This window comes from Flavobacterium sp. Root935 (assembly GCF_001429295.1).
GTDB lineage: Bacteria > Bacteroidota > Bacteroidia > Flavobacteriales > Flavobacteriaceae > Flavobacterium.
In genome coordinates this window covers 151,906-178,695 of the sequence record NZ_LMJL01000011.1, presented here as the reverse complement: position 1 = coordinate 178,695, position 26,790 = coordinate 151,906, and the positions used below count along the sequence as shown (strand labels likewise).

Genomic DNA, 26,790 nt, shown 5'->3' with positions numbered 1-26,790 from the left:
TAACACACTGATAACTCTCCATTTACATTATCAGCTTTTTTGAACCATTGTCAGTTTTTTCTTTGCCAGAACAGCATTTCCTCAATTTAACTCCGATATTACATTCCATTTTTGCAGAATTTTTAATTTTTACTGCCCTGTGCCGGCACTTTAAGAGATTTTATATTCCTTATTTATTCTAATGTTCTTTTAAAAATATATGCCCCAGCCCTGACAGTCCCGAGGATTCAGAGAAAATCCTTCTGCTTTTTTCTTTAAAAAGAAGAAGACTGGAACGGACAGCGGGATTATGCTTCTTATTTTAAAGCAAATTCCAAATTTTAAATTCCAAATCATTGTGAGAGGCTTCGACTTCGCTCAGCCTGACGGATTTTTTTTAGTCCTATATATATAACCATATAATTCAACTTATATATAATGATGCTTGCAATAGATATAAAAGTAAACTTATACATATATATTGTATGTGTTTTTGTAATCACCTATATTTGCATTCACAAAATTATAAACAATGATCAAGATTACTTTACCCGATGGGTCAATTAGAGAGTTCGCTTCAGGCGTTACTCCAATGGAGGTCGCTAAAAACATTAGCGAAGGTTTTGCAAGAAATGTGATTTCTGCATCTTTTAATGGTACAACTATTGAAACCGAAACTCCATTAACGACCGACGGTAATCTTATATTATATACTTGGAATGATGCTGAAGGTAAAAAAGCTTTCTGGCATTCGACTTCGCACGTAATGGCTCAAGCTCTTGAGGAATTATACCCAGGAATTAAATTAACCCTTGGACCTGCAATTGCTAATGGATTTTATTATGATGTAGATTTTGGAGATCAGAAGATATCTGAAGCAGATTTCAAAAAGATTGAAGACCGTGTTCTTGAGATTTCGAGAGAGAAACATGATTTTAAAATGCGTCCTGTAAGCAAAGCAGAAGCTTTAGAGATGTATAAAGATAATGTTTACAAAACGGAATTGATTTCTAATCTTGAAGACGGAACTATTACTTTTTGCGACCATTCTACTTTTACAGATTTATGCCGTGGAGGCCATATTCCGAATACTGGAATTATCAAAGCTGTAAAAATTATGAGTGTGGCTGGAGCTTACTGGAGAGGAGATGAAAAGAACAAACAGCTGACTCGTGTTTACGGAACTTCTTTTCCTAAACAAAAAGATCTAACTGAATACCTTGAACTTCTTGAAGAAGCTAAGCGTCGTGATCACCGTAAATTAGGGAAGGAACTTGAATTGTTTGCTTTCTCTCAAAAAGTTGGTCAAGGTTTACCTTTATGGCTGCCAAAAGGAGCTGCATTGAGAGATCGTTTGGAGCAATTTCTAAAAAGAGCACAAAAGAAAGCAGGTTACGAGCAGGTTGTAACTCCACATATTGGTCAGAAAGAACTTTATGTAACCTCTGGACATTATGCAAAATATGGAGCAGACAGCTTTCAGCCAATCCATACTCCTGCAGAAGGTGAAGAATTTTTATTGAAACCAATGAACTGTCCTCACCACTGTGAAATTTACAATGTAAGACCTTGGTCATATAAAGATTTACCAAAGCGTTACGCTGAATTTGGTACTGTATATAGATATGAGCAATCGGGAGAATTACATGGTTTGACTCGTGTAAGAGGATTTACTCAAGATGATGCGCATATTTTCTGTACTCCAGAACAATTGGACGAAGAATTCAAAAAAGTAATAGACCTTGTACTATATGTATTTGGTTCATTAGGTTTTGAAAACTTTACTGCTCAAATTTCGTTAAGAGACCAAGAAGACAGAGAAAAATACATTGGAACAGATGAGAACTGGGAAAAAGCTGAAAACGCTATTATTAACGCAGCAAGAGACAAAGGTCTAAATACTGTTGTAGAATATGGCGAAGCTGCTTTTTACGGTCCGAAACTTGATTTCATGGTTAAGGATGCTTTAGGAAGACAATGGCAATTAGGAACAATTCAGGTAGATTACAATTTACCAGAACGTTTTGAATTAACTTACAAAGGTGCTGATAATGAATTACATCGACCAGTTATGATTCACAGAGCTCCTTTTGGATCGATGGAACGTTTTATAGCAATTCTACTAGAACATACAGCAGGAAATTTCCCACTTTGGCTAATGCCAGAACAGGCTATAATCTTGTCTTTGAGCGAGAAATACGAAAATTATGCTAAAAAAGTTTTAGATTTGCTAGAAAATCACGAAATTCGCGCCCTAATTGACAATCGAAACGAGACAATTGGCAAGAAAATCAGAGATGCAGAAATGCAGAAAATCCCTTTTATGCTAATTGTAGGTGAAGAAGAAGAGAAAAATGGTACAATCTCTATTCGTCGTCACGGGCAAGAAGGAAAAGGTAACATTACCGTTTCTATTGAAGAATTTGCTTCGATTGTAAACGAAGAAATAAAAAAGACATTAAAAGTTTTTACAGTTTAACTTAAATTATAAAGTCATAGCAATAAGAAGCAACAGAGGTTTTCAACCTCGAGTAGAAAAAAAAGACGCACACAGAATAAACAATCTTATTCGTGTTCCAGAGGTACGTCTTGTAGGTGAAAATATTGAGCCTGGCGTTTTCAAAATCGCAGAAGCGTTACGTTTAGCTGACCAATTTGAATTGGATTTAGTTGAGATCTCGCCAAACGCAGAACCGCCGGTTTGTAAAATCATGGACTACAAGAAATTTGTTTACGAGCAAAAGAAGAGGGACAAAGCATTAAAGGCTAAATCTTCTCAAGTTGTTGTAAAAGAAATTAGATTCGGTCCTCAAACTGATGAGCATGATTATGAGTTCAAAAGAAAGAACGCTGAAAAATTCTTAAAAGAAGGAGCTAAATTAAAAGCTTTCGTTTTCTTTAAAGGACGTTCTATTATTTACAAAGATCAAGGTCAGATTCTATTATTACGTCTTGCTCAAGATTTAGAAGAACATGGTAAAGTTGAAGCTATGCCTGTTTTGGAAGGAAAGAGAATGATTATGTTCATTGCTCCGAAGAAAAAGAAGTAGTTCTCAGTTTACAGTCTCAGTGTTCAGTTCTGAACTTGAAACTATAAACTTGAAACAAAAAAATAAGTAAGTAAGAATAAATTAAAACACTAGGAAAAATGCCTAAAATGAAAACAAAATCTAGCGCTAAGAAACGTTTTAAAGTTACTGGCTCTGGAAAGATTAAAAGAAAGCATGCTTTTAAAAGTCACATCTTGACTAAAAAATCTAAAAAACGTAAATTAGCTTTGACACACTCAGCGCTAGTTCACTCTACAGATATGAAAAGCATCAAACAACAATTAAGAATTATCTAATAATTCTTTAGGTTAAAAAATTATTTATATAACCTTGGAGTATGGCTTTCAAGTTCCTTTGATTCAATTCAGGACGCCTGCTACAAAAACACATTTAAAATTATGCCAAGATCGGTAAATTCAGTTGCTAAAAGAGCAAGAAGAAAAAAAATAATGAAGCAAGCCAAAGGTTTCTTTGGTAGACGTAAAAACGTTTGGACAGTTGCTAAGAACGCGGTAGAGAAAGCAATGAGCTATGCTTACCGTGACAGAAAACAGAATAAAAGAAATTTCCGTTCATTATGGATTCAACGTATCAACGCTGGAGCTAGATTAGAAGGAATGTCTTATTCTCAATTCATGGGAAAAGTTAAAGCTAACGGAATCGAATTGAACCGTAAAGTTCTTGCAGATTTAGCTATGAACCACCCAGAAGCTTTCAAAGCAATACTTAATAAAGTAAAATAAACGTTTTATAAACTCAATTTAGATTACTTACTTATCATAAAAAAACCATCCTTTAAGCGGGATGGTTTTTTGTTTTTATATAGCTGCTATAATTTTATTAGTTTATGAATTAAATTATTAGATTAAATTTACTTAAAACTATAATCTCAAATGCACAATACAATTTTAGATCATATCCAGAAGTTTGTTCCACTCGAGCCATCCGAAATTGACATACTTGAATCATGCTTAACTATAACACAGATTAAGAAAAAGAATCTAGTTTTACAAGAAGGGCAAGTTTGCAATACTATGTATTTTATTGTAAAAGGATGCATGCGTCAGTATATTATCAATTCTAAAGGGACAGAACAAACGTTACAATTCGCCATTGAAAACTGGTGGATAACAGATTATTTAAGTTACCACAATCACATACCCTCTCATTTCTACATTCAAGCAGTTGAAACCACTGAAGTTATTGCAATTGAAAAATCAGTTTTAGAGTCACTGCTTGCGCAAATTCCGAACCTTGAAAGATACTTTCGAATTGTAGCTCAAAAAGCATTTGGCGCCGCGCAGATGAGAATTAAATTTCTATTTACAATGTCTGCAGAAGAACGATATAACCATTTTAATAATCTAAATCCAGATTTTGTACAAAGGGTTCCTCAATACATGCTTGCCTCCTATTTAGATTTTTCAGCTGAATTTATGAGTAAAATAAGAGCTGGAAAAGTGTGATCTTACTTTCTTGAAGTAGTTCAAGTTTTTAAAAGTATACATTACTGACCTTTGTAATGAACTTTTAAACATATAAAAATGAAACCAAGAATTGTTATCCCGAATGTTGCTCCAGACGCTTATCAAGCTTTAATGAATTTAGAGAAATATATTTCTACTACCTCACTAACTCCAGTACATAAAGAATTAATTAAGATTCGTGCATCGCAAATCAATGGCTGTGCATTTTGTATAAATATGCATACCGCTGACGCTAGAAAACATGGAATTTCTGAACAGAGAATCTACCTAATAAGTGCATGGCGTGAAGCTGATGTTTATAAGGAAGAAGAAAAAGCAATTTTAGCTTTGACCGAACAGGTAACCCAAATTAGCAATCATGTTTCTGATGAAGTTTACCAAAACGCAGCACAATTTTTTGACGAAAAATATCTTGCTGAAATCATCCTTGCCATTATCACAATTAACTCTTGGAATAGACTTGCTATTACAACTGGGTTGAGAGCTGTATAATTTATAAGGATAAATTTACAAGCCTAAAACTATGCAAAGCCCTTTGTTTAAAAGGGCTTTTTGTATTTATCTATAAATGAGAATTAAAAAAATCGTTATTTAAAAATAATTAAAAATACCGTATTTATACTCTTTTGAGATTTCTAGAAATATTTATTTTTGGCGCATGATTCCAAAAAGAGCGCAAATAATTACTTGTTTAATAACTGCTTTGTTAATGCTTACATCTTGTCGAAAGCAAAATGTCGATAGCTCAAAAAAAATAAACAGAGAAATCGAAATTAAGGAGATCATAAGTAAAGCAAATAAGTTTTACAATAATCATAATAATACTGACAGCGCTTTTTTCTACTACAACAAAGCAAGAGTTGCCTGCAATCTTAAAAAAGATCTTAAAAGTTATGTTTCTTGCATGTACTACATGGCCGAAATCCAACAAGACCATGAAGATTTTGTTGGAAGCATTAAAACAGCAATGGAAACAGTTCCGCTTTTAGATGAATTAAACAACTCTGATTATATATGGAATATCTATAGTGTTTTGGGAAGGAATTATTATTACACCTATGACTATCCAACTGCAATATATTATTACTCTAAAGCTTTTACGTTAAAAACTAATAAAATAAATAAACTCGAAGCAAAAAATAATATCGCTGTTATTTACATAAAACAACAAAAGTTCGACAAAGCACTTCCTATTTTTGTTTCAATCAGTAATGAAAAAATCGTACAACAAAATCCTGAAAACTATTCTAAAATATTAGATTATATAGGTTATTGTTATTATAAACTCAAGAATTCAAAAGCATTGACATTTTTTGAAATGAGTTTAAAAATAAAGTCTAAAGCAAATTATACAGAGGGTTTAGGCAGGACCTACTATAATCTCGCCGAATATTATCAAAATGATAAAGCCGATTTAGCAATGAAATATGCAAAATTAAGTTATAAAAACTATACACTATCGGGCAATACTGAGGACCGCTTACTTGCTTTAAAATTTATCATAGAAAATAGTTCTGATATTGATTCAAAAAAAAATGCTCTACTTTACACAAGAGTAATAGATAGTATTTTTGAAGTAAGACAAAGAGCTAAAAATCAATTTGCAAAAATTAAATATGACTCAAAAAAAGAAAAAGAAGAGAACTTAAAATTAAAAGCTCAAAAAATTAAAAATGAACTTCAAATAGTAAAACAGCAAAGCAAAAACATTGTATCATATATCATAATCGTATTAGCCTCATGCCTAATTGTTTTTCTGTACTTTTTTTTAACACTACGAAATAATCGTCAAAAAATTGAAGCAACTTATCAGAGCGAAATCAGAATTTCAAAAAAATTGCATGATGAATTAGCTAATGATATTTATCACACAATGGCATTTGTCGAAAACAGAAATCTTACTTCTCCAGAAAACAGAAATCATTTATTAAAAAAACTAGACAATATCTACTCCCGAACAAAAAATATTTCTAAAGACAATACTCCTGCCATTAGCGATCACAATTATGTAGCTTCGCTAAAAGATATGATATCAGGATTTGACACTCCAAATATTAATATTTTAGTAAATGGTCTCAATACTATTAACTGGGATAAAATTAATGAAGATAAAAAAACATCCATTTACCGAACTATACAGGAATTGTTCGTAAATATGAAAAAGCATAGTGATGCAAGTTTAGCAGCAATAACATTTAAAGTACTGGAGAATATTATAATTATCACTTACACGGATAACGGAAAAGGAATCGATAAAAATAAAATGATATTAAGAAATGGTTTGAGCAATATTGAGAATCGAATTCATGCTGTTAGAGGTGATACTGAAATTCATTCCGGTTTAGGAAAAGGTTTTAAGGTTATAATTAAAGTTCCAGTATAATGATTAAGAACTTGTTTCTATTTCGCTTTTTTCAAAAAAAACACATTATTTTTTGCTTGCTAATCTTCGGTATAATTTTGGCAACGATCTTTTATATACAGCTTTCTAAGGCAAAAAACGATAAAGTAATACACATCAACACCGATCGTTCAGTTGCAATTAAACAAATGATGGAAAAATCTAATGCTTTTTGGTATTCAGGAAAAAATGATAGTGCCCTTTTTTATTTCAATAAAACACAATTGTTATGTTACCCAAAAGCAGATTATGCAGATTATTATGTTGGTTCATTAAACAATATGGTCGAAATTCTCCAACAAAATGGTAATTATAACGAAGCAGAAACCACACTTATAAAAGCATTCCCTTACTTAGAAAAAACTACCAATGTAAAATATGCCGTTAACGCTTATACCTTCATGGCTTACAACTATCTGTATATGTACGATTATGAAAAAGCGTTGTATTATCATAGAAAAGCATTAAAAAAAGCAATCTCTACATTTAGGAAAGCGAGAATATTGTCTGAAATTGCATTTGCATATATGCACCAGAAAAAATATCAAGAGGCGGTAAATTTATTAGAACCTATATCTAAGTGCAAGATTGCAGATAAAATCACCCCTTCAAATACAAATGCTCAACGTGCAGCTATTCTATATAATCTAGGTCTTTCTTACTTAAGACTAGGAGACCATAAAGATGAGGCATTGAAATGCTTTAACGAAAGCCTAGAATTAACCCTAAAACTCAATGACGATTATGAATTAATCGGCAACTACTACGCTTTTTATTTGTTTTATTCAAAATACCACAATCCTGTATTAAAAAAAATTAACGCAGAAAAAGCTTACTATTGTGCAAAAAGCGCAAAATCTGTAACAAATGAAATCAACATGTTAGCTTCCCTAATCGAAGCGGATAATGCTGAAAATTCAAAAAAACACTGGAAAGTTTATAGTAAAAAAATTGACAGTCTTATTGTTAGCAGAAAAAAAGCAAAAAATCAATTTGCCAATATAATATACGATTCTAAAAAAGACAAAGAAGAAAATCTAGAGCTCAAAACTCAAAAATTAGAAAATGAATTAGAGCTGCAGAGACAAAAAAACAGAAGCTTTATTTCTTACATTATCATATCTTTCTCCATTTTCATATTGCTTTTTTTAATCTTTTATATAACCTCAAAAGGCAAAAGGGAAAAAAAAGATATCATATATAAAAGTGAAATGCGAATTTCAAATAAATTACATGATGAACTTGCCATAAATGTCCACCAAACTTTATTATTCGCAGAAGATAATGATCTGGAAAATGAAGAAAATAAAGAAAAATTACTTTATCACTTGAATAACATTTACTCAAAAACACGAAACATTTCAAAAGAAAATAGTCAAATTCCAACAGATGATCGATATGTAGCAGTTTTAAAAGAAATGATTTCAGAGTATAGATCTAAAGATGTCAATATTATCCTAAATGGTTTTGATGTCGTTTCTTGGAATACAATCGAAAAAAATAGAAAAATAATACTCTATAGAATTTTACAGGAGCTTTTATTTAATATGAAAAAGCATAGCGATGCAACTTTGATAAGCATTATACTAAAAATAAATAACAAAAGCCTTACTGTAGTATGCACTGATAACAGTACTGAAATTACAACTAAAGATACAATTTTAGAAAAAAGACTACAAAATGTGGAAAACCGTATTAAAACAATAAAAGGAACTATTAATTTTGACAAAAATACAGAAAGAGGTTTTAAAATAAGTTTCACATTCCCTATATAAGATTTAAATATGTTTAAAAAAGTTTTAGTTGCCGAAGATTTAGACAGTATCAGCATCGCTGTAGTTCAAGTTCTGGAAGAATTAGAGGTTCCGGTAATTGACCATGTAAAATATTGTGATGAAGGCTTACTCAAAGTAAAAAAAGCTTTACTGGAAAAAGAGCCTTATGATCTTTTAATTACCGATTTGTCATTTAAATTAGATCATAGAAAAGCCGACTTAACAAGTGGAGATGAATTAATTGAGGCTGTAAATCATGTTCAGCCTCAATTAAAAAAAATTGTTTTTTCTATCGAAGATAAAAGCTATAGAATCAAAACTCTTTTTAATGAATTGGGTATTAATGCATACGTTTCTAAAGGACGAAACAGTATGACTGAGCTAAAGAATGCCGTTGAAAGCACATACAATAATGAGGAAAGAATACTTTCTTCTGATTTATCTTTTAGCTTTAATGATAAATCTTTGATTGAAATTGAATCATATGACATTTCGATCTTAAAACTTCTTTCACAAGGATACATTTTAGAAAGTATTTCTAAAGAATTTAAAGATTTATCTATTACTCCTAATGGGACGAGTAGTATTGAGAAGAGAATCAATAAATTAAAAATATATTTTAAAGCAAATAATAATGTGCATCTAATTGCAATAGCTAAAGATTTTGGCCTAGTATAAATTGATGAGCTTTACGGTTTTCCGTAAGGATTACAACTTTGATAGATATACATTTGTAAATAACCTACTAACCTTCTAATGAAACCAAAAAATAAAGCTATTATTTTATTTGCAAAAATTAACACAACTCAAAATAAAATTATTATGAAAACAATGCTTCTTTGCCTTTTTTTATCAATTAGTTTTGCTTTAGTTTCTGAAAAAACAGGCTGGCTGGAAATCGATTGGAAAATAATTTTTATTCCAGCTTTACTTGTTTTGCAAATCATCATTATTGGTACTGCCTTAAAAAACAGATATAAAAAACACTAGTTAATTATAAGAGAGGTATGATATTCATATTATAGGAAATATCTATATTTGATTTCATTTTTAATTGTACATGAAAAACGTTCTAAGCCTTCTCTTACTATTATTTACATTTTTATCATTTGCTCAAACCAAAGTTCTATCTTGGAATATCGAAAATTTTGGTAAGTCAAAATCCGATATTGAGCTAAATTATATTGCTAAACAAATTTCAACTTACGACATAATTGCAATTCAAGAGGTAGTCGCTGGAAATGGCGGTGCCCAAAGCGTCGCTAAACTTTCTGAACTACTAAATCAAAAAGGATTTAAATGGGATTATAGTATCAGTGATCCTACAACGAGCAGTAGTTATAAAACTGAGCGCTATGCTTATATTTGGAAAACAAAAAAAGTCAAATTGAAAAATAAGCCTTGGCTCGAGAAAAAATACAACTTAGAAATTGACCGAGAACCTTATTTTGCTACCTTCGAGATTAATAAAAAAGCGATCACTCTGGTTAATTTTCATGCTATAACTAAAAAAAAACAGCCTGAAACTGAAATTAAATATTTTAAATTCTTACCAAATCAATATCCGAATTTAAACTTGGTTTTTTTAGGTGACTTCAATTGTCCCGAAAAACATACTGTTTTTAATCCGTTAAAAGGAATGGGATATTCATCGGTTTTTAAAAATCAAAAAACCACACTTAAGCAAAAATGTAAAAACAATGTCTGTCTAGCTTCTGAGTTTGACAACATATTTTACAAAGATTCCAATTTAAAGCTTATTAATTCAGGAGTTATTAAATTCTACGAAGATTATGATTCTCTACAAAATGCTAGAAGAGTTTCTGATCATATTCCGGTTTGGTTTGAATTCTCCTTAAACTAAAATTAGGTTTTAAGCTTCTTTTTTCTAGCAGCAGGAAATAATACATTATTCAAAATTAATCTGTATCCTGGAGAATTAGGATGCAAATCTAACACAGTCGGCGGATCTCCTACTTGATGTTGAAAATCTTCTGGATCATGGCCTCCAAAAAAAGTAAACATTCCTTTTCCTTTTTCACCATGAATATATCTAGATTCTCCATTTAATTCGCAAGTTCCCATTATGAGAACATTAGATTTTATTAATGAAGCATCAAAAGAAGTGGTTTGTCCCATAAAACCTTTTACTAATTGCGTATGGTTTTGACAAAGCATACTAGGAATAGGATCCCATTTTGCAGAAAATTCCATTAAAGTAAAATAATCTTTATCCATCGCGATACGTCTTTTGGTAGTCATATCGATATCTGAAAATTCATAAACCTCTGGCTTTCTTTCTAAAGTAAAGTTTTTAAAAGCAAACGAATTATTATAATTTAGTTTTGACTGGTAATTTGATTCACTTGGGTCACCATCAAACATTGTTTCGCAAATATCTACCCCATCTGCTGCAAGGGCAATATCAAAACTATCAGTTGCAGAACACATTGCAAACATAAAACCACCGCCAATAACAAAATCTCTAATTTTCTTGGCAACAGCACCTTTTTCTTGAGATACCTTATCATATCCTAATTTTGCTGCAAGTGCTTCAGCATCTTTTTTCTGATCGATATACCAAGGGGTATTTTTATATGCAGCGTAAAATTTTCCATACTGACCTGTAAAATCTTCATGATGCAAATGCAGCCAATCGTATAATAAAAGCTGATCGCTTAACACTTCTTCATCATAAATTGGTGTAAACGGAATTTCGGCATAAGTTAAAACCAGCGTTACAGCATCGTCCCACGGTTGTTTTCCTTTTGGAGTGTATACTGCAATTTTTGGAGCTTTTTCTAAAATTACCGATTCCATATTTTGAGAAGGACTCGAAATTTCATTTAAAATTGAAGTTTGTTCACTATCTGAAATCACTTCAAAACTAACCCCTCTAATTTTACATTCTTTTCTAATCTCTTCTGCATCTGGCAGTAAAAAAGAACCGCCACGATAATTCAAAAGCCAACTTGCTTTGTAATCTCTGCTTAAACACCAATATGTTATACCATAAGCCTTTAAGTGATTTTGCTGTGTTGTTTCATCCATCGGAATTAAGATAAACGATGCTCGAGCACTAAATGTAATTAATAGTATAAAAATGTAGAATAAACTCCTATTCATCCGAAAATTATTTTAGTAAAGATATAAAGGAAGAATCTAAAAAAAGAATCGTGAGATTTTTTTCTGGCATAATAGAATGTTAAATATAAAAACAGGGGTAAATACCTGATTTACAATATTAAAAAAAACAGGTAAAAACACCTATAGTGTGGCAAAATATTCTATATACATTTGCTATCCCAGGTCATAAAACTAATCAATGCAAAAAAAATCAACCACCATGAAGTTTAATGATAGTAATAACCAAGAAAAGGGTATGAATATAATTCAAAAAATAGGTTTATGTGTTCTTGTCATAACAATCATCTTATATTACGTATTGTCAATTCAATTTTTGACAGCGTAATATTTTAAATTGTTAGAACAGCTAAGTCATTTTGAATGGCGTATACTACTAAGCCTGCAATATTTCGTGATTCTGTTTTGAGCAGTAAATTATTTCTGTGTCCTTCTATAGTTCTTGGACTTAAAAAAAGATGATCTGCAATTTCTGCAGTTGTTTTCTGTTGACAGATCAATTGCAGGATTTCCACTTCACGAGGAGAAAGAAAATTAGTTTCTAAACCGCCTTTTGAATTCTTAGGAGAAACTATTGTTTCTTGAATTGTTTTTAAAACGCTTTCGTTATAATAAAATCCTTTTGCAGCTACTTCATTAATAGTGTGTATTAAATCTTTTGGGGTGGTATTTTTTATTAAATAAGCAACCGCACCTACCTGAATCATATTGGCAATAAATGATTTTGTATCATAACTTGTCAGAGCAATGATCTTAATGTCTGGAAACGATTTCCTTATGATTTTTGTAGCTTCGACACCATTTAAAACTGGCATCTTTAAATCCATTATAATAATGTCGGGCTTAATTTCATTTTTATTTAACTGAGAAATAAGTTCATCTCCGTTTGAAGCTTCAAAAAGAACATCAAAATTTTCTTCTCTCTGCAATAAAAAAGAAATTCCCTTTCGAAACAAAATTTCATCATCGACTAGGGCAATTTTAATAGCAGCATTCATTTAATTTGATTTTGGTCGTTTGTTTTGGTATGCCGAATTTACGAAATATCATTTATAAAAAGTCCATTTAGCTTGTTTTATTGAGTAAAAATCTTATTTTAATACAAAAACTAGATTAAAAAGTAAAATTTACTGCGATTCCGTTATTAATTTCAGAAGTAATTTTTATAGTTCCTTCTAAAAACGATATACGGCTGTCAATATTTTTCATTCCAAGTCCTTTTTGATTTTCAGCATTTGCACTATCAAAACCAACTCCATTATCTTCATAATCACAAATATTTATTCCATCTCTATTAATAAATGAAATCCATATTTCTGTTGCTTTTCCATGTCGCATTGAATTATTCATCAACTCTTGTAAAATTCTAAAAACATGTAAATGTCGATCGATATCTTTATCATCAAAATCGATTTCATTTTTATAATGTGTTTTTACAGATTTACTAGTTTCAAATTCTTCACACAGCTCTTCTATACCAGCATTTAAACCGAATTTTTCAAAAACCGGCGGTAATAAATTATGGGCGATTTTTCTAGAATTTTCTAATGCCTTGGTTGTTAGATTAATGATGTTCTCTGTAATTTCTGCCGTTTCTGTTTCTGTAAGATTTGGCGCGGTAAGCAAATGACTGTTTAGGGAAACAATATTTAATTTTGAACTAATATCATCATGAAGGTCTTGTGCAATTCTTTTACGTTCTTCTTCTTGAGTAATTATAATCGCATGGAGCTGTTCTTTTTGATATTGAAGGACTAAGTCTTTTTTCTCTAATTCTTTTTGAATGATTTTTTTTCGGGAATAGTAAAAGAATATAATTAATGCAACTGCAACAACTATAAAAAAAAGGGATATATATAATATAATTGCAACTAGCTCTTTATCAGGAATTGAATGGGTGTTCATATGTATTTATTTATGGTACACAATTACAGACTAACCTTGTAAAACTTTTTTTCTTGAAAAACTGACCTTCCATTCGTACATAATAAAAAGATAATAGACTATATTTAAAAATGCATTAAACATCCAGCTTAAATATTTTACATCGTTATTCAAGGTAGAAGTAAGATTACCTATAATAAACAATACTGTACTTGACAGTAAATAAATGATTATTCCCATACTTGCATAGTAATATGTTTTATTTTCGGTAAGCATATTATAGAAATGAAGTAATGCAAAAACAACAATCAACAATGATGTTAATGTAATTTCAAATAAATTAAATTTCAAAAATTCCTGTGGATCATTAACAAATTGTATTGTTAGTACAAGCAAAGCCACAATAAGACTAACTTTTACAAATTGTTTTTGGATTTTTATTTTTAAAATTGAATAATAAAACAAACCCAGAAATATCATTTGACCTATAAAAAAAGTATTTACGAGAAATAAATTATTCATTTTAAGGTGAAATAGTGTCTCCATTGATATTTGCATAAGAAATGCAAAAGCTAGGTAACTAACAAAAAAAACATTAGCTTTTTCCTTTCGGAAAAAGCTATATGCATATAATATTAGATTAATTAATAAAATGGAATAACCTGAATATATTAAAAAATCAGCCATTATTTTTTACTTAAAATATTTAAAATTAAAATGGAGGGCTCGGACGTGAACCATCATAAACAACATCTCCTCCGTTTTCAACGCCGTCACCAGGTCCGTAAACATCAACGTACTTACCGGTTTTTTCGTCGTATTTAGCACCAACAAAAAGTAAAGTTTTTTCATTATCATCATTAATACCAATATATGCACGAACAGCTTCGGTATTAAGTTTTAAAACCAGTTCTAAACTTTCTCTTGGTATCAAATAAGATTTAACTTTTTTTGCACGATCTTCGACAGTAGTATCGTCGTCATACTTTTTCTCCCATTCTTTGGCAGTAGACAAGGGAACCCTGATAGGCCCTGGAAAAGCTTCTTCATTCATAATTTAAATTTGTTATTGGTTAATAATCTAAAAAAAATTAATAGTTTATAATTGGTTTGGCTAAACTACTGATTTTAATTAAAAAATTAACATTCAAACATAAAAAAAGCCTTAAAATTAAGGCTTTTATATTTTATTAGAATGGAACATCGCTGTCATCATCATCATCGTTCAAATTACTTCCAAATGCTTCATTAGCTGAAGGTAAATTTTTGGTTATAAAAGGGTTATCATCATGATTCATTTTTGAAGGTAAATCATCATAACCTCCCGTAAAGTCTTCGAGATTATCGAACTTACCAAGATGTCCAAGGAATTTCAAACGAATATTCTCCAAACCACCATTACGGTGTTTGGCTATAATAAATTCTGCCTGACCAGCTGTAGATGATTGTTCGTCATCATCCCATTCTTCAATTTTATAATATTCAGGACGATAAATAAACGATACGATATCGGCATCCTGCTCAATCGCTCCAGATTCACGAAGATCCGAAAGTAAAGGTCTTTTACTAGATCCACGCGTTTCAACGGCACGCGACAACTGCGAAAGTGCAATAACCGGCACGTTTAGCTCTTTTGCCAAAGCCTTTAAGTTTCGGGAAATTGTAGAGATCTCCTGCTCACGGTTTCCTCCCCCTTTACCACTACCTCCAGCAGTCATTAACTGCAAGTAGTCAATAATAATTAATTTAATTCCGTGCTGTGAAGCCAAACGACGACATTTTGCACGTAAATCGAATATCGAAAGCGAAGGTGTATCATCAATAAACAACGGGGCTTTTTCTAAGTTTTTTACTTTAGTACTTAATTGTTCCCACTCATGTTTTTCTAACTTTCCTGTTCTTAATTTTTCTGAAGACAATCCTGTTTCAGAAGAAATAAGCCTCGTAATTAACTGTACTGATGCCATCTCCAGAGAGAAAATTGCTACTGCATGTCCGAACTGAATACTCACGTTTCTTGCCATCGAAAGTACGAAAGCCGTTTTACCCATACCAGGACGAGCCGCAATAATAATTAAATCGGAAGGCTGCCATCCAGAAGTTACTTCGTCTAATTTTTCAAAACCAGTTGCAACACCACTCAAACCTTCTTTTCCTGCAATTTCTTCAATACGTTTTTTCGCCTGAAGAACTAAACTCTGAGCAGTTTCAGAACTACGTTTGATATTTCCCTGAGTTACTTCATATAATTTAGATTCTGCTTTATCAAGCAAATCAAATACGTCTGTAGTTTCATCATAAGATTCTTCGATAATTTCAGAAGAAATTCTAATCAAACTTCTTTGAATAAATTTTTGAAGAATAATACGCGAGTGAAATTCGATATGCGCAGAAGAAGCAATTTTCTGCGTAAGCTGAATTAAATAAAAATCTCCTCCTGCTAAATCTAATTTTCCATTTTTCTTTAATTGAGTCGAAACCGTCAATATATCAATTGGCTGTGTTTCGGTAAAGAGCTGCAAAATTGCTTCAAAAATGTGTTTGTGTGCATCTTTGTAAAAAGCATCAGGCTGTAAAATATCAATTACATCATCTACCCCCTTTTTGTCAATCATCATAGCACCAAGCACAGCCTCTTCCAAATCAATTACTTGCGGAGGGAGCTTACCTTTTTCTAAGTTAATAATTGTGGTTTTATCTACCTTTACAGGGTTTAAGTTTTTGAAATTTTCCATATAGCGAAAGTAGCGAAATTTAAAAAAAATCTGCTATCGAGTTATAACTAATAATTGTTTATAAATAATATTGATTTGTTGATAACCAAAAAAAAATCCGAAACGGTAAGGCTTCGGATTTTAAGTCTCTTTTTATGAATTTACTCTTTATACTCGCCCATATTACTGTATTTGTCCATTCTCTGGGCAATTAAGTCGGCTGTTGATAAGTCTTTTAATTCATTATATCCTTTAGTGATGTATTCTGCAACCGTTTTGAAAGTTGTTTCACGGTCATAGTGTGCTCCGCCTAGCGGTTCTGGAATAACATCATCAACTAATTTTTGTTTTTTCATGTCAGAAGAAGTTAACTTCAAAGCTTCAGCTGCACGCTCTTTGTACTCCCAGCTCTTCCATAAAATAGAAGAACAAGATTCTGGAGAAATTACAGAGTACCAAGTATTTTCTAACATATATACTTTATCTCCAACACCAATTCCTAAAGCTCCTCCAGAAGCACCTTCACCAACAATAATTGTGATAATTGGCACTTTAAGACGAACCATTTCGAAAATATTTCTAGCAATAGCCTCCCCTTGTCCTCGTTCCTCAGCTTCAAGTCCTGGATATGCACCCGGAGTATCTACTAAAGTTAAAACTGGAATTCCGAATTTCTCTGCCATTTTCATCAAACGCAAAGCTTTACGGTATCCCTCAGGATTAGCCATACCAAAATTACGATATTGACGTGTTTTAGTATTAAAACCTTTTTGCTGACCAATAATCATAAACGATTGTCCGTTTACTTTACCAAGACCACCAACCATTGCTTTATCATCTTTAAAACCTCTGTCTCCGTGAAGCTCTAAGAAAGTATCACCGCAGATAGCTTTGATATAATCTAAAGTGTAAGGTCTATTTGGATGTCTTGACAATTGTACACGCTGCCAAGCCGTAAGGTTTTTGTATATATCTTTCTTGGTTTGTTCTAATTTCTTGTTGATTTCCTTGCAAGTCGGCGTTACATCAACGTCAGATTCTTTTCCAATAATAACGCACTTTTCTAACTGTTCTTCAAGTTCTTTAATTGGAAGCTCAAAATCTAAATATTCCATGGATTTTTGAATTTTGTTTGTAAATCGAACCGCAAATATAAAAATATTATATCATTGGCGAAGTTAATTGTTATTTAAAGTATAAAAATGCAATTTAAAAATAAGTAAACTATTACAAGTTTTCTTTCTTATTATTATAATGTTTAAAAACACCATTTAGAATAACTGTTATGATAATTATAACAGCTCCTATATAAAATTCGACACTCATTTTTTCTTTTCCGCCTAAAATAAAATACGCTAAAACGATACCATAAACAGGCTCTAAGTTAGTCGTTAACATTACTGTATAGGGAGTTAATCGCTGCATGACTTTTACAGAAGCAGTAAAAGCATAAGCCGTACATATGGATGATAAAATCAATAATAAAACCCAGTTATTTAAAGACATTGAAAAGAAATCTGCCGTGAATTTTCCTTGAAATAAAAAATAAATAGTAATAAAAAAAACTCCCGCACCAAACTCATAAAATGTAATTACAGAAGGTTCATGATCCGCAATTAATTTTCCATTCATTAAAGTAAATAAAACTCCTAATATTATCGAAGCCAAAGCAAAATAAACACCTTGCAGATATTTTATTTCTACTTGAAGAATCAATCCTAAACCTGCAATAATTATTAGTCCAAAGAAAACTTCATACCACAATACTTTTCTTCCGTAGAATAAAGGTTCTAATAAAGACGCAAAAAAAGCTCCTAAAGAGAAAATAGAAAGCGTAATAGAAACGTTAGATACGTGGATAGCCTTGAAAAAGAAAATCCAATGAAGTGCTATAAGCAATCCAACAAAGATTAACTTAAAAAATTCTTTTACTGGAACTTGAAAAGATTGTTTTTTAAAAGCAATAAAACCGCCAAGAAAAATCCCAGCCAGCAACATTCTAAACCAAACCAGATTTTCGGCATCAATAGTAATTAGAGCGCCCAAAATGGCTGTAAAACCCCAGATAAAAACAATTAAGTGAAGATTTAAATAACTTTTTAAATTATCGTTTCGCATTACGTAATAGGTAAACTGCCAGGATTCCGAAAACAATATTTGGGAACCAAACAGCTAATAAAGGTGAGAATGTAGATTTTTCGGCAAGTGTACCAAATATTTTATCAAAAAACACAAATGAGAAAGCAATTGCAATCCCGATTGCTAAATTCGTTCCCATTCCGCCTCGACGTTTCATAGACGAAACCGCAACAGCAATAATGGTTAAAATAAAAGCTGAAACTGGTACGCTGTATTTTTTGTAAAGAACTACTAAATAGGTATTGATATTTCCAGAACCTCTTTTTCTTTCTTTTTCAATAAAATCGTATAATTTGCCTAAAGTCAAAGTTTCTGCGATATAAACAACAGGCGTTAAATCTGCTAACTCGAACTTAAAAGCAACATTTTTTTCTGGAGTTTTTTCTATTACATCATTTAAATCACCAACCGTTCTTTTGGTATAATCATATAAAATGTAAATCTTTTTTTTAGGATCCCATTTAATACGACTTGCAGTAATTTTATAAGTTAGTTTTTCTTTTTCGAAATGCTCCAACGAGAAATTAAAAGCTGTTTTAGATTCTTCGTTAAAACTATTTACAAATATAAAATCGTGATCGTTAATCTGTCTGTAGACATTTGTATTTTCGCCCCGCATGAGCTCTTTTCCATTTCCTTTTAAATACGTATATCTAAAATTATTATAGCCCTCACTTGCCGCAGGAACTATAAAGAATCCCATTAACAATACAAAAAGCGACACTATTGTTGCTCCAATAATATAAGGACGTAAAAAACGCGTAAACGAAATACCAGAACTTAAAATTGCAATAATCTCCGTATTATTGGCCAGTTTTGAAGTAAACCAAATTACCGATAAAAACAAAAATATCGGAAAAAGCGAATTGATAAAATAGATCGTGAAATTGTAATAATAGAATGCAATATCTCCAAACGGAATCTTGTTTTCTAACATTTTATTTACTTTTTCAGAAACGTCAATTACGATTCCGATTGGAGCGAATAAAAGAAGCATAACAGAGAAAGTCCCCAGATATCTTTTTAAAATGTATTTATCTATTATTGTTAACATATATATTTTGTTTGTTTCGTTTCAGGTTTCAAGTTTCACGGCCTGCAGAGAACCTGAAACTTGAAACCTGAAACTTAAAACTTTTAAAGTCTTTGACTCATATTTTTAACCATCATTTCTTTCCATGGTCTAAAATCTCCCGCTAAGATATGTTTTCTAGCTTCACGAACCAACCACATATAGAACCCAAGATTATGAATTGTTGCAATTTGTTTTCCTAAATATTCATTTGCAGCAAACAAGTGACGTAAATATGCTTTTGAATATTCGGTATCAACAAAAGTATGTGCCATTTCATCAATCGGAGAAAAATCGGCTTCCCACTTTTTATTTTTGATATTGATAGTTCCGTTTGCTGTAAACAACATTCCGTTTCTTGCATTACGTGTTGGCATAACACAATCGAACATATCAATTCCTAACGCAATATTTTCTAAAATATTAATAGGAGTACCAACTCCCATTAAATAACGAGGTTTATCTTCTGGAAGAATTTCGCAGACAACTTCGGTCATTGCATACATTTCTTCAGCCGGCTCACCAACAGAAAGTCCGCCAATAGCATTTCCTTGCTGACCTGAATTTGCAATATATTCAGCAGACTGCTGGCGTAAATCTTTATAAGTACTTCCTTGAACAATTGGGAAAAATGTTTGCTCATAACCATATTTATAAGGAACTTTTTCCAAGTGATTAATACAACGGTCTAACCAGCGATGCGTCATATGCATAGATCGCTGCGCATATCTGTAATCACAAGGATACGGAGTACATTCATCAAAAGCCATAATAATATCGGCTCCAATGGTACGCTGAATTTCCATTACATTTTCTGGTGTAAAAAAATGGTAAGATCCATCAATGTGCGATTTAAACTTTACCCCTTCTTCTTTAATTTTTCTATTTGAAGAAAGAGAATACACTTGATATCCTCCAGAATCAGTCAAAATATTACGATCCCAGTTCATAAATTTATGCAATCCTCCTGCTTTTTCAAGAATCTCGGTTTGCGGACGCAAATACAAGTGGTATGTATTTCCTAAAATAATATCTGGGTTAATTTCTTCCTTAAGCTCACGCTGATGCACTCCTTTTACAGATGCAACCGTTCCAACCGGCATAAAAATAGGAGTTTCTATAACTCCGTGATCTGTAGTAATACTTCCCGCTCTAGCTTTAGACTGCGGATCTTTTTGTAATAAATCAAACTTCATCTGTTTCTTTTTTCTCCCGACCTTTCGGGACGGCAAAGATAAGCTAATTTCAGAGAAATTTAATTACATAATTTACCAATTAGAAAATTAGATGATCATTGGAATCAACTTGAAACTTGAAACCTTAAACTTCCAGCATTTAATATCTAACTATTAAGTTATTTGGGCGTTTCCTACGGCCGGGCTATCCGCTATATCTTTTGTTCAAGAAGGTTTCATTTCCAGACAAGACCAGACATTTATCACAAAAGGATGCCGCTCCTATCCCTAACGCGAAGACCTCAGCGTGAAGCCAGAACCAATTTTTATCAAATGTAAAAACTACAACAATCACATTATTAATATGTAACATAACGACTGCATTATTTCTTAATTTTAATTAAATAGAAATTACTATCAATTTTAAATCATAGAAATCATGATAAATTCAGAAGAAAGAGATCCTGCAGATCGTTTGGACCAAATTAAGGATGAGCAAATCGAAAGAAATCTAGAAAATTTAGATTATCCAGCAAATGAAGACATTTACAATCAAGAAGATAAATTAGAGGATATTGATCCAGAAGGAATTTCTGGCGAACGCATTATCAATCAAGACAATAATCATGAATGGAAACAAAACAGTGATAAAATTGGTAATGACTTAGACGTTCCAGGATCTGAACTTGACGACGAGCAAGAAGATATTGGCTCAGAAGATGAAGAAAATAATTTTTACAGCGAAAGCGATACCAATTAAATTTAAAATACTATATCATTTAAAAATCATAACAAATAAGTCCTTCAACAAGGGCTTATTTTTTTTATATTTTAGAATCAAAAAACAATCACAATAGTAATTTGATTTCAACACCTCATCATCAAAAACGATCCTAAAAGAGTATATTTTTCTTATTTCATTAAAAAAAGACTACAAAAATTTAACAATTGAAACAAACTAAAGCAGAAAATCATTTGTCTCCCCGCAAAATAACAATTACTTTTGCTACAGTTTAAAATTTTACATATAAATGAAGCCTAACACACAACAATTAAGCGATTTAACGATCCAAGTAAGAAGAGACATTCTTAGAATGGTACATGCTGTAAACTCTGGACACCCAGGTGGTTCATTAGGTTGTACTGAATTTTTGGTAACACTATATCAAAATATTATGGACCGCAAAGAAGGTTTTGATATGGACGGAATTGGAGAAGATTTATTTTTCCTTTCAAACGGACACATCTCTCCTGTATTCTACAGCGTATTAGCTAGAAGCGGTTATTTTCCAATTTCAGAACTTGCTACTTTTAGATTATTAGATTCTCGTTTACAAGGACACCCAACAACTCACGAAGGTTTACCTGGAGTTCGAATTGCCTCTGGTTCATTAGGACAAGGTTTATCTGTAGCTCTTGGAGCAGCGCAAGCTAAAAAATTAAACAACGACAATCACTTAATCTATACTTTACACGGAGATGGAGAATTGCAGGAAGGTCAAAACTGGGAAGCAATTATGTATGCATCTGCTAAAAAAGTAGATAATATAATCGCAACAGTAGACCTTAACGGAAAACAAATTGACGGAACAACTGATGAAGTTCTGCCAATGGGAAGTCTTCGCGCTAAATTTGAAGCTTTTGACTGGGATGTTATAGAAATTGCAGAAGGAAACAATATCGATGCAATTCTTGCTGGATTGAATGACGCAAAATCAAGAACAGGAAAAGGAAAACCAGTTTGTATTTTATTACATACTGAAATGGGTAATGGAGTAGATTTTATGATGCACACACATGCTTGGCATGGTAAAGCTCCAAACGATGAGCAATTAGAAAAAGCTCTAGCTCAAAATTACTCTAAAGACCAAGTTGATTATTAAAAAAAGCTATAAGCTTTAAGCAATAAGTTTTACACCTATTGCCTATAGCCTATTGCGTACAGCAAAAAGACAAAAATGAAAAAATACGAAAATACAGGAAGTAAAGATACTCGTTCAGGTTTTGGAGCGGGAATGACTGAACTAGGTCAAAAAAATGAAAATGTAGTTGCATTATGCGCCGACTTAATTGGATCATTAAAGTTTGATGATTTCAAAAAAAATCACCCAGAGCGTTTTTTCCAAATCGGAATCGCAGAAGCTAATATGATCGGAATCGCTGCAGGTTTAACAATTGGTGGAAAAATTCCTTTTACTGGAACTTTTGCTAACTTCTCTACAGGAAGAGTTTACGATCAAATTCGTCAATCTGTTGCTTACTCAGACAAAAATGTAAAAATCTGTGCTTCTCACGCTGGTTTAACTTTAGGAGAAGATGGAGCAACTCACCAAATCTTAGAAGATATTGGTTTAATGAAAATGTTACCAGGAATGACTGTAATCAACACTTGTGACTACAATCAGACTAAAGCTGCAACTATAGCATTGGCAGATCACCACGGTCCTGCTTATTTACGTTTCGGACGTCCAGTAGTACCTAACTTTACTCCTGCTGACGAACCATTCGTAATTGGAAAAGCAATTCTACTAAACGAAGGAACTGATGTAACTATTGTTGCTACAGGTCACTTAGTTTGGGAAGCTCTTATAGCTGCTGAAGCTCTAGAAGCAAAAGGAATTTCTGCTGAGGTAATCAACATCCATACAATTAAACCACTTGACGAAGAAGCAATTTTAAAATCAGTGGCAAAAACGAAATGTATTGTAACTGCAGAAGAGCACAATTACCTTGGAGGTCTTGGAGAAAGCGTCTCAGGAGTATTAGCTTTACACAATCCAACTCCACAAGAATTTGTAGCTGTACAAGATAGTTTTGGTGAGTCTGGAACTCCAGAGCAGTTAATGAACAAATACAAACTAAACAATCAAGCAATTGTTGAAGCTGTAGAAAGAGTTATCAAAAGAAAATAATTTTTAAATTTTCTTACTTATAAAAAAACCTCGAAATATAGATTTCGAGGTTTTTTGTTTTTATCAATACACCAACCTTCATAAAAGTAACAACATAATATTGACCATAAAAAAAGCCCTGAAATATAATTTCAGGGCTTTTTAATTTATCGAATTTAATTAATCTTTATCGGATAAGTATTATCTAAATGAATTCTTTTTCTTGGATTTTCCGTATAATCTGCCTCAATGTACTTTCTAACATTTGTAGCAGATTCTGGTAAACTAGGATTTGCAAGTTCTCCTGTTGGCCTTCTAGGAATTCCTCTCGGCTCTGTTTCATCTACATTCGGCGTTAACGGATTATCTACAACTGGATCCCATGGAAAGTAAAGTTTAATTCCATAGTTAAAACCATTTACTACACCAACTTCGCCTGCTGCTTTAGTAATTTCAAACCTTGTTGTAAAACCATCTCCATCATCATCAAAATCTAGAAAATCTGCAATTCCATCGCCATCAGTATCATCAATCAACTCTTTAGGCGGATTAGGATATTTAGTTGTATTTCTAAAATCATAAAGATATCCATCTCCGTTAACATCTTCTAAATAATCAGGAACACCATCACCAATAAATACTATTCCGCTACTTGATGAATTGTATTCATTATCCATTCTCTGCAAGTCAAATAATTTAAAAGTAAAATATATTGGTGTATATGCAGGAATAGCACTACTACTATTAGCATAATATGCAAGACCTGAAGGCAAAAACATAACTCCAGCTCCATAATCATTATAAGTTATAGTACCATCATTTGAAACAGTAGACGAACTACTAGTTTTAAACTTTGGAAGAATTTCCGCCCATCCTTGTATTACCGTATTTGAATTAGCATATGGAAATAAATTAGCCGTAAACGGAAGACCATAAGAAGAATCAGCGAGAGTTCCATTTAATAAATAACAAGAGTATGCTGTTGAAACCTTATCTGTATTAGTTGGAGATTCGCCAGCACCTTTTCTCAAAGTTAAATAATATACTTTATAAGTAATACCATCACTATACACATCTCTGCTCTCTAATTTATATGTAGTTTGATCCCAAATAGAAACTTGACTTGTTGCATCTGTAATTTTTGATATTTTAACATCAAAATCAGCTGTAACATTTTCGATATAATTACTTTTTAAAAATTTTTCAATAGAATCATTATCTGCTTTATACTGTACTGCATAATCTCTTACAGGAGTTACTACAACCTCGTCATCGTCCTTTTTGCTGCAAGAAACGATGGCAATACCAGCAAGTAATAAAACAAAATAATATTTAAATTTATTCATTATTATGATTTTTTTAGGTGCGCAAGATACAATATTGATTTATTTTTGTAAAGAATTTAACTTGGATTTTAGAAAAATTATGAGAATAGATAAATACTTATGGTGCGTTCGATATTATAAGACTAGAAACATGGTTACTGAGGCCTGTAAAAAGAATCACATCACTGTAAATGGGCAGGTTGCTAAACCATCAAAAGAAGTTTTCCCTACAGACCGAATTACTTTTAGAAAAGATCAAATTACCCAAATTATAACTGTTCTAGACATTCCTGAAAGTCGTGTTGGAGCAAAGTTGGTTGATATTTACCGTAAAAACGAAACACCTCCAGAAGCTTACGCGCATTTAGAGCTATTAAAACTTTCTAAAGAACATTACCGAAAAAGCGGAACAGGACGTCCAACTAAAAAAGACCGAAGAGATATCGATGAGTACGGAAATGAAATCTTTGACGAAGAAGAAGAAACGGAATAAATTTCAAAACTTTGAAAAACCCAAAAATTAAATACCCAATTCCAATTTAGAATTTCTTCTGAAAAAATTGAAATTTGGATTTTTTATAATGGAATTTAAATTAATTATATTAGCAAAAAAATAAATTATGAGCAGCAACATCATCTTAACCAATCAAGAAGTCGAGCATAAAATAAAACGTATTGCCTATCAAATCTACGAAACATTTGTAAACGAGGAAGAAGTCGTTATTGCTGGAATTGCTTCAAATGGATATGTTTTTGCCGAAAAAATTGCCACAGCACTAAGCAGCATTTCAACCTTAAAGGTATCAATCTGCGAAGTAAAAGTAAACAAGCAAAATCCACAGGAGCCAATACAAACTTCATTAAGTCCCGAGGAGTATAAAAACAAAGGATTAGTTCTTGTTGATGATGTTCTAAATTCAGGAACAACATTAATCTATGCTGTTCGTCATTTCTTAGATGTACCTCTCAAAAAATTCAAAACAGCAGTGCTTGTTGACAGAAACCATAAAAAATACCCTGTAAAGGCAGACTTTAAGGGCATTTCACTTTCAACTTCATTATTAGAGCACGTCCAAGTTGTTTTCGACTCAGAAAACGGAGACTATGCTTCTTTAAGCTAGAATATCTAAAATATCCTTAACCGTTTCTTCGACAGACTTATCATCTACCGAGACTTTATGTTGCGCGTGATTGTAATAAAAGCTTCTGTCGAACAAATGTTTCGCAATAAACTCTTTCATCTCTTCCTCATTCATATTTGCAATTAAGGGACGCTTACTCTTATTATATATTAATCTACTATATAAAGTATCAATTGATGCTTTTAAATATATAGAAATAACATCTTCTCCTTTTAACAATTCATGATTATTAGCATAACAGGGAGTTCCTCCTCCTAATCCGATAATATTGTTTTCGGCAGATTGCAATAATTCAACAAAAATTTGGTGCTCTAATTTTCGAAAATAGATCTCTCCGTGCTTCTCAAAAATCTCATTTATTGACATTTTTGCTCTTTCCTCGATAATTTTATCCAAATCTAAGAACGGAATATTCGTGATTTTTGACAAATTTTGGGCGATTGTCGACTTTCCGCAACCCATATAACCTAACAATACAATTTTCTTCATACTAATAAAACCTTATAAACTAAGCAATTGGAAATTTTTCCAAAAAAAAGACAAATTTATAATAAATTTGCTTGGAAACTTCAAAATAAACTCCTTATATTTGCACCCGCATTCAAGAAATTA

The 26,790-nt window shown here is 31.9% G+C and carries 28 protein-coding genes; 16 read left to right on the top strand and 12 right to left on the bottom strand.

What is annotated here, in order from left to right; genetic code table 11:
• Positions 1-511: 511 nt before the first annotated feature.
• The 11 genes from thrS (at position 512) to ASE40_RS14630 (ending at position 10,556) form a co-directional block, all read left to right on the top strand.
• Positions 512-2,458, top strand: coding sequence for a threonine--tRNA ligase (thrS, locus tag ASE40_RS14685; protein WP_057117832.1), 1,947 nt, complete (start codon positions 512-514; stop codon positions 2,456-2,458).
• A 16-nt stretch (positions 2,459-2,474) separates the two neighbouring features.
• Positions 2,475-3,029: a translation initiation factor IF-3 gene (gene infC / locus ASE40_RS21740; RefSeq protein ID WP_373428954.1), complete on the top strand. Its 555-nt coding sequence runs from the start codon at positions 2,475-2,477 to the stop codon at positions 3,027-3,029.
• Between the two features lie 98 nt (positions 3,030-3,127).
• Positions 3,128-3,325, top strand: coding sequence for a 50S ribosomal protein L35 (rpmI, locus tag ASE40_RS14670; protein ID WP_007810722.1), 198 nt, complete (start codon positions 3,128-3,130; stop codon positions 3,323-3,325).
• Positions 3,326-3,427: 102 nt separating this feature from the next.
• Positions 3,428-3,772 (top strand): 50S ribosomal protein L20, encoded by a 345-nt coding sequence (gene rplT, locus ASE40_RS14665; protein ID WP_008464948.1) that lies wholly within the window; start codon positions 3,428-3,430, stop codon positions 3,770-3,772.
• 150 nt (positions 3,773-3,922) lie between these two features.
• Complete coding sequence (locus tag ASE40_RS14660; protein ID WP_057117829.1) at positions 3,923-4,495, top strand: Crp/Fnr family transcriptional regulator; 573 nt, start codon at positions 3,923-3,925, stop codon at positions 4,493-4,495.
• A 78-nt stretch (positions 4,496-4,573) separates the two neighbouring features.
• A complete protein-coding gene (locus tag ASE40_RS14655) occupies positions 4,574-5,008 on the top strand; it encodes a carboxymuconolactone decarboxylase family protein (protein WP_057117828.1) in 435 nt (144 codons plus the stop codon).
• A gap of 217 nt (positions 5,009-5,225) precedes the next feature.
• Positions 5,226-6,899: a tetratricopeptide repeat-containing sensor histidine kinase gene (locus ASE40_RS14650; RefSeq protein ID WP_057117845.1), complete on the top strand. Its 1,674-nt coding sequence runs from the start codon at positions 5,226-5,228 to the stop codon at positions 6,897-6,899.
• Between the two features lie 170 nt (positions 6,900-7,069).
• Positions 7,070-8,692: a tetratricopeptide repeat-containing sensor histidine kinase gene (locus ASE40_RS14645; protein ID WP_198530122.1), complete on the top strand. Its 1,623-nt coding sequence runs from the start codon at positions 7,070-7,072 to the stop codon at positions 8,690-8,692.
• A 9-nt stretch (positions 8,693-8,701) separates the two neighbouring features.
• Entirely contained in the window at positions 8,702-9,370 is a 669-nt protein-coding gene (locus tag ASE40_RS14640; RefSeq protein WP_057117826.1) for a response regulator transcription factor, read from the top strand.
• A gap of 144 nt (positions 9,371-9,514) precedes the next feature.
• Positions 9,515-9,682 carry a hypothetical protein gene (locus ASE40_RS22050; RefSeq protein ID WP_157848514.1) on the top strand — a complete coding sequence of 56 codons (168 nt, stop codon included), beginning with the start codon at positions 9,515-9,517 and terminating at the stop codon, positions 9,680-9,682.
• A gap of 70 nt (positions 9,683-9,752) precedes the next feature.
• Positions 9,753-10,556 carry an endonuclease/exonuclease/phosphatase family protein gene (locus ASE40_RS14630; RefSeq protein ID WP_057117824.1) on the top strand — a complete coding sequence of 268 codons (804 nt, stop codon included), beginning with the start codon at positions 9,753-9,755 and terminating at the stop codon, positions 10,554-10,556.
• Between the two features lie 2 nt (positions 10,557-10,558).
• Here the strand turns inward: ASE40_RS14630 and ASE40_RS14625 are convergent, their stop codons facing one another.
• From ASE40_RS14625 to tgt, 10 genes are all read right to left on the bottom strand, one after another.
• Positions 10,559-11,818, bottom strand: coding sequence for a hypothetical protein (locus tag ASE40_RS14625; RefSeq protein ID WP_057117823.1), 1,260 nt, complete (start codon positions 11,816-11,818; stop codon positions 10,559-10,561).
• A 350-nt stretch (positions 11,819-12,168) separates the two neighbouring features.
• Complete coding sequence (locus tag ASE40_RS14620; protein WP_057117822.1) at positions 12,169-12,834, bottom strand: response regulator transcription factor; 666 nt, start codon at positions 12,832-12,834, stop codon at positions 12,169-12,171.
• Positions 12,835-12,949: 115 nt separating this feature from the next.
• Positions 12,950-13,741 carry a sensor histidine kinase gene (locus ASE40_RS14615; RefSeq protein WP_057117821.1) on the bottom strand — a complete coding sequence of 264 codons (792 nt, stop codon included), beginning with the start codon at positions 13,739-13,741 and terminating at the stop codon, positions 12,950-12,952.
• Between the two features lie 30 nt (positions 13,742-13,771).
• Complete coding sequence (locus tag ASE40_RS14610) at positions 13,772-14,407, bottom strand: hypothetical protein (RefSeq protein WP_057117820.1); 636 nt, start codon at positions 14,405-14,407, stop codon at positions 13,772-13,774.
• 25 nt (positions 14,408-14,432) lie between these two features.
• The gene (locus ASE40_RS14605) at positions 14,433-14,774 is read right to left on the bottom strand and encodes a hypothetical protein (RefSeq protein WP_057117819.1); all 342 of its coding nucleotides are present in this window, start codon (positions 14,772-14,774) and stop codon (positions 14,433-14,435) included.
• A gap of 136 nt (positions 14,775-14,910) precedes the next feature.
• Positions 14,911-16,455 (bottom strand): replicative DNA helicase, encoded by a 1,545-nt coding sequence (gene dnaB / locus ASE40_RS14600; RefSeq protein ID WP_057117818.1) that lies wholly within the window; start codon positions 16,453-16,455, stop codon positions 14,911-14,913.
• A gap of 140 nt (positions 16,456-16,595) precedes the next feature.
• Positions 16,596-17,549: an acetyl-CoA carboxylase carboxyltransferase subunit alpha gene (locus tag ASE40_RS14595; protein ID WP_057117817.1), complete on the bottom strand. Its 954-nt coding sequence runs from the start codon at positions 17,547-17,549 to the stop codon at positions 16,596-16,598.
• A 112-nt stretch (positions 17,550-17,661) separates the two neighbouring features.
• Entirely contained in the window at positions 17,662-18,552 is an 891-nt protein-coding gene (locus ASE40_RS14590; RefSeq protein ID WP_057117816.1) for a DMT family transporter, read from the bottom strand.
• The gene (locus tag ASE40_RS14585) at positions 18,539-19,627 is read right to left on the bottom strand and encodes an LptF/LptG family permease (RefSeq protein ID WP_057117815.1); all 1,089 of its coding nucleotides are present in this window, start codon (positions 19,625-19,627) and stop codon (positions 18,539-18,541) included. Before ASE40_RS14585 ends, ASE40_RS14590 begins: the two co-directional genes overlap by 14 nt.
• 83 nt (positions 19,628-19,710) lie before the next feature.
• A complete protein-coding gene (gene tgt / locus ASE40_RS14580; RefSeq protein WP_057117814.1) occupies positions 19,711-20,841 on the bottom strand; it encodes a tRNA guanosine(34) transglycosylase Tgt in 1,131 nt (376 codons plus the stop codon).
• A 418-nt stretch (positions 20,842-21,259) separates the two neighbouring features.
• Between tgt and ASE40_RS14575 the strand changes: the two genes are divergently transcribed.
• The 3 genes from ASE40_RS14575 (at position 21,260) to ASE40_RS14565 (ending at position 23,732) form a co-directional block, all read left to right on the top strand.
• Positions 21,260-21,580: a hypothetical protein gene (locus tag ASE40_RS14575; RefSeq protein WP_057117813.1), complete on the top strand. Its 321-nt coding sequence runs from the start codon at positions 21,260-21,262 to the stop codon at positions 21,578-21,580.
• Between the two features lie 271 nt (positions 21,581-21,851).
• Positions 21,852-22,703: a transketolase gene (locus tag ASE40_RS14570; protein WP_057117812.1), complete on the top strand. Its 852-nt coding sequence runs from the start codon at positions 21,852-21,854 to the stop codon at positions 22,701-22,703.
• Positions 22,704-22,778: 75 nt separating this feature from the next.
• Positions 22,779-23,732 carry a transketolase family protein gene (locus tag ASE40_RS14565; protein WP_057117811.1) on the top strand — a complete coding sequence of 318 codons (954 nt, stop codon included), beginning with the start codon at positions 22,779-22,781 and terminating at the stop codon, positions 23,730-23,732.
• A 155-nt stretch (positions 23,733-23,887) separates the two neighbouring features.
• Here ASE40_RS14565 and ASE40_RS14560 read toward each other — a convergent pair whose 3' ends face one another.
• The gene (locus tag ASE40_RS14560; protein WP_057117810.1) at positions 23,888-25,057 is read right to left on the bottom strand and encodes an FKBP-type peptidyl-prolyl cis-trans isomerase; all 1,170 of its coding nucleotides are present in this window, start codon (positions 25,055-25,057) and stop codon (positions 23,888-23,890) included.
• 79 nt (positions 25,058-25,136) lie between these two features.
• Here ASE40_RS14560 and ASE40_RS14555 point away from each other — a divergent pair, with 79 nt between their 5' ends.
• The gene (locus ASE40_RS14555; protein ID WP_057117844.1) at positions 25,137-25,529 is read left to right on the top strand and encodes an RNA-binding S4 domain-containing protein; all 393 of its coding nucleotides are present in this window, start codon (positions 25,137-25,139) and stop codon (positions 25,527-25,529) included.
• 127 nt (positions 25,530-25,656) lie between these two features.
• The gene (locus ASE40_RS14550; protein ID WP_057117809.1) at positions 25,657-26,157 is read left to right on the top strand and encodes a phosphoribosyltransferase domain-containing protein; all 501 of its coding nucleotides are present in this window, start codon (positions 25,657-25,659) and stop codon (positions 26,155-26,157) included.
• Here ASE40_RS14550 and ASE40_RS14545 read toward each other — a convergent pair.
• The gene (locus ASE40_RS14545; protein ID WP_057117808.1) at positions 26,149-26,667 is read right to left on the bottom strand and encodes a shikimate kinase; all 519 of its coding nucleotides are present in this window, start codon (positions 26,665-26,667) and stop codon (positions 26,149-26,151) included. The genes ASE40_RS14550 and ASE40_RS14545 overlap by 9 nt on opposite strands.
• Positions 26,668-26,790 lie beyond the last annotated feature (123 nt).